This window comes from Winkia sp. UMB3158, from assembly GCF_030217145.1.
Lineage (GTDB): Bacteria > Actinomycetota > Actinomycetes > Actinomycetales > Actinomycetaceae > Winkia > Winkia anitrata.
Map to the genome: position 1 here is coordinate 1 of NZ_JASONH010000013.1, position 3,411 is coordinate 3,411.

Consider the following 3,411-nt stretch of genomic DNA (forward strand, 5'->3'; position numbering starts at 1 on the left):
TTAGGAGCCACAACAGTCCCAGACTCCCCAGCCTTGACCACAGTATCCTGCGCATACTTCGGATCAACCGAATCAGTGATCTGTTTCTTGCCAACATGAATGGGCGCTAATACTACTTTTTCAACACCATTCGGGTAGGTCACCTTGACTGGGATGTTGTAGTCGCCCTCAGGCACGCCCGCATCCGGAGACACTGCAATAGTGCCATCCCCATTGACTGTTGCCCACTTGGGAATTTCCTTGACGGCACCTTCAGGAATCTCATCCTTATCGATATTCGCCGGCGCGAACTTGGTGCCCTTCGCAGGCTTAGTCCCATTTTCGCTATGCAAGGGGGTATCTACAGTTGTGGATTTGCCAGGTTCGACGCTGGTCTGCTTGTATTCGGGAGTTACTTTCGCTGTGAAAGAGTCTGCAGCTAAAGCAGTTTTACGAATGCCCTTAGGGTATAGCTGAGCAGTGTAGGTGGTCGGCTGATCTAGATCCTTCGGAACGACAAACGCGCATGGCTCTAAAACACCCAAATTACTTGAGGTGGCGGTACATGAGCCTACTTCCTTGCCTTTGTCGTCAGTCCAGACAATGTCATAATCCGTGTTTGGGAAGGTGCCAGCCGTCTTTGTATTGACGGTGGTGCCTGGGGTGGCAGGTTTATCCGTGGTGTTGTAGTCGGTCACGTCAAACACCAGATCCTGCATTTTCAGAGCAAAGCGAACATTTTCCACATTCGATAGCCCTGGTGCTGTAGCGTAACCGACCTCTTCACCGCCAAATTGGTATCGGTTCGACTGGAAGTTATTCATAGCCGCACCCAAGCCCTCAGGAAGAACTGGGGAGACATACATGTAGCCAGTGTTTACATGCTTGCTTTGCATGTTTCCAGCAGCCCACGACCCCTTGTTGGCAGGAACGGGTTCACCCCACGCGAGCGTAGAGATACCCTTATCGCGGTAGCTTGTGCCGCCTAGACCGTCGAACTGTAGGTGGTACCTGCCTTCATTATCTGTCACATCGTAAACAGTCTCGGCAATGGCAGATTTACCAGTCTCTGCCTCATACTTTTTGATGATCTCGCGTTGCGCAGCAGTGAACTCATCAAAGGAGAATCCCTTATGAGCCTTCTTCCACTGGTCGAAGCGTCGCGCCACTTCGTCCTGCACATACGAACCTACGACCGTGGTACCCGGAACGCCTACATCGCCATAGATTTTTTCGCTTGCAGTGGGCGCTGCCGTATTGCCGAAAGCGCCGCGCATGTCATAGAAGACGGCCCCCGTGACATCTCCGCCGCCACCCTTACGGGTAGATTTTTTCCAGTCAGCCCTAGCTTTGTGCATCTGATCCGTCTGCGGAATTTCCTGAACGGTCATGTTCTGGTTGTAGACATGGGATAGATCCAGCCAAGTCGACTGGTAACGGTCTCCTACAGAACCGAAGTTCCCATCAGCTTCACTGAAGGACTTCCAGTACTTCGAAGGATCCGGGTTGTCGAACCAAGTACGCAGCTGCTGGCCTATGTGAGATTTGAACTTGTGGCTCCTACCATTTGCATCTTTCCAGTCAGGAAGGGCGATTGAATAAGAACCATCAGATTTTGTATTCGCAGTGTAAACCGGGGAAACCACGCCATCGGCGTCCTTCCACTGCGCGTAAACCTTCACATTTGATAGCGGAACATCGTCAGGCTGCTTGGTGGTGCGGTTGCCAACACGGTCAACGAAAACGTACCCATTGACAGTGCCCTTCTTTAGCCACTCGCCTGCACTCAATATTGGAGCCTGTTCAGCCGCAGCATTAGTTGGCGCCACCGCCGGAGCCAGCACCAAACCACCTGCGGTCATAGCCGCCACACCTAACGTCGCAAGTACCGATCGAGGCGCTAGTAATAAGAACCTTGAAACATTGTTCATAGAACGTTTCTCCTGAGGAAAAATTCGTGAGAGCTGACAACCGCATCTGGTTATCAGGCGGCAACTAAGTTCGAAGGATTGCCTCGAGATCAGTACCGACTTCGCTGTATGCCTCAGGCTAGGGTCTTATTTGTGGGATAACAATAGGTTTTAAAAACATTCAGTCTACATTCAATAAACTAATTTTAATTCACTAATGTATTTCCGGAAGGTTTCATTTTCCATTCACTTGTGTCTGCAATACAAGAATTAGGATTGCATGTTTGGCGCTACCTCAAATATTTGATGCGCCTCACGATTGCAGCCATGGCAACTCTTACTACTAGTAGTATGTGCAAAATGTGGCAACCGTGTCATTCACGCGCACACATGGCGCTGCTCACAAGAGACGACTCGTCTCATATAGCGATACATTATTTATTGGATTTGGAGCACGTATCAGGTCTATCTGAATTATTGTCGAATACCATTGGCTTTAGCTTTATGCGGTCACTAAGGCCCCGGAACAGCAAATCTTTTACCTAAGCTGCTATATCAATTACTTCGTCAGTGTTTACCGGCACCCTATAATTCGAGACTGCACGACAGAGCATTTAAGATAGTGCGCCCCTCCGAAGAAAATCTTCAGAGGGGCGGGAACACTACAGCGGTTTACTATTCCTTCCTACGGCGGGAATATGCCACTATGCCTGCGCCTGCCAGTAACAACGCAACCGATGCGGCGCCATAGCCAAGCACCGCTGTGCCGGTAGATGCCAAGCTCGGCTGACCAACTACGGTTGTTGTGGTTTCAGAATGCCCACCATTACCAGTACTAGTTTCCTTTCCTGGTTTTTCAGGTTTGCTCGGCTTATCGGACTGAGCGATCGTAACGACTAGTTTGCCGACTATCTTCCCGCTCCGGTCCTTTACCGTCACCGTTATTCTGTCCCCGGGCTTAGCATCTTGATCAGCGAGAACCTTAATATTGCCCTCGTCGTCAATTTGAGCTGTTCCAGGACCTTCCGTTTCAACAGTCGCACCGGATATCTTTTCGCCCTTATTGGGTATGGAGGTTTCCTCACCCGGCTTCAGTTCTACTGAATCCCAGGACGGCTGACCTTCTTCGGCTGGTTCTGGTTCGAACTTGACCGTGGTGGTATCGGTAGTCCCATCCGGATAAGTCACCACAACCGGAACAACCACAGGATCCTCCCCCTTAGCAGGAACCTCCGGAATAGTAACAACACCACTATCCGGATCAACCTGAGCCCCATCGGGAGCATCCTCACCAGGATCGAACTTCACCTCATCCTGACCCTCGCCAGCAGCAGGCTTATCTACCTCATTGCCATCACCGTCAACAAAGGTCGGAACCTCAGAAGAAGTATCCCCCTTCACCGGCGGATAAACAGGCTCAACCACACTCGAAGTATCCTCAGGATCAACAGGCTTATCAGCCGCACCAACCTTAACCGGAACCTCAACAGTGTCAGTAGACCCATCCGGATAAGTCACCACA

Annotated in this window: 2 protein-coding genes; both read right to left on the reverse strand. The window is 50.7% G+C overall.

Annotated elements, in window-relative coordinates; translation table 11 throughout:
• A partial coding sequence (locus QP400_RS10420; protein ID WP_285444901.1) for a Rib/alpha-like domain-containing protein occupies positions 1–1,910 on the reverse strand: 1,910 nt, incomplete at its 3' end.
• Between the two features lie 654 nt (positions 1,911–2,564).
• Positions 2,565–3,411 (reverse strand): Rib/alpha-like domain-containing protein (locus QP400_RS10425; RefSeq protein WP_285444648.1); only part of this gene is annotated, 847 nt, incomplete at its 5' end.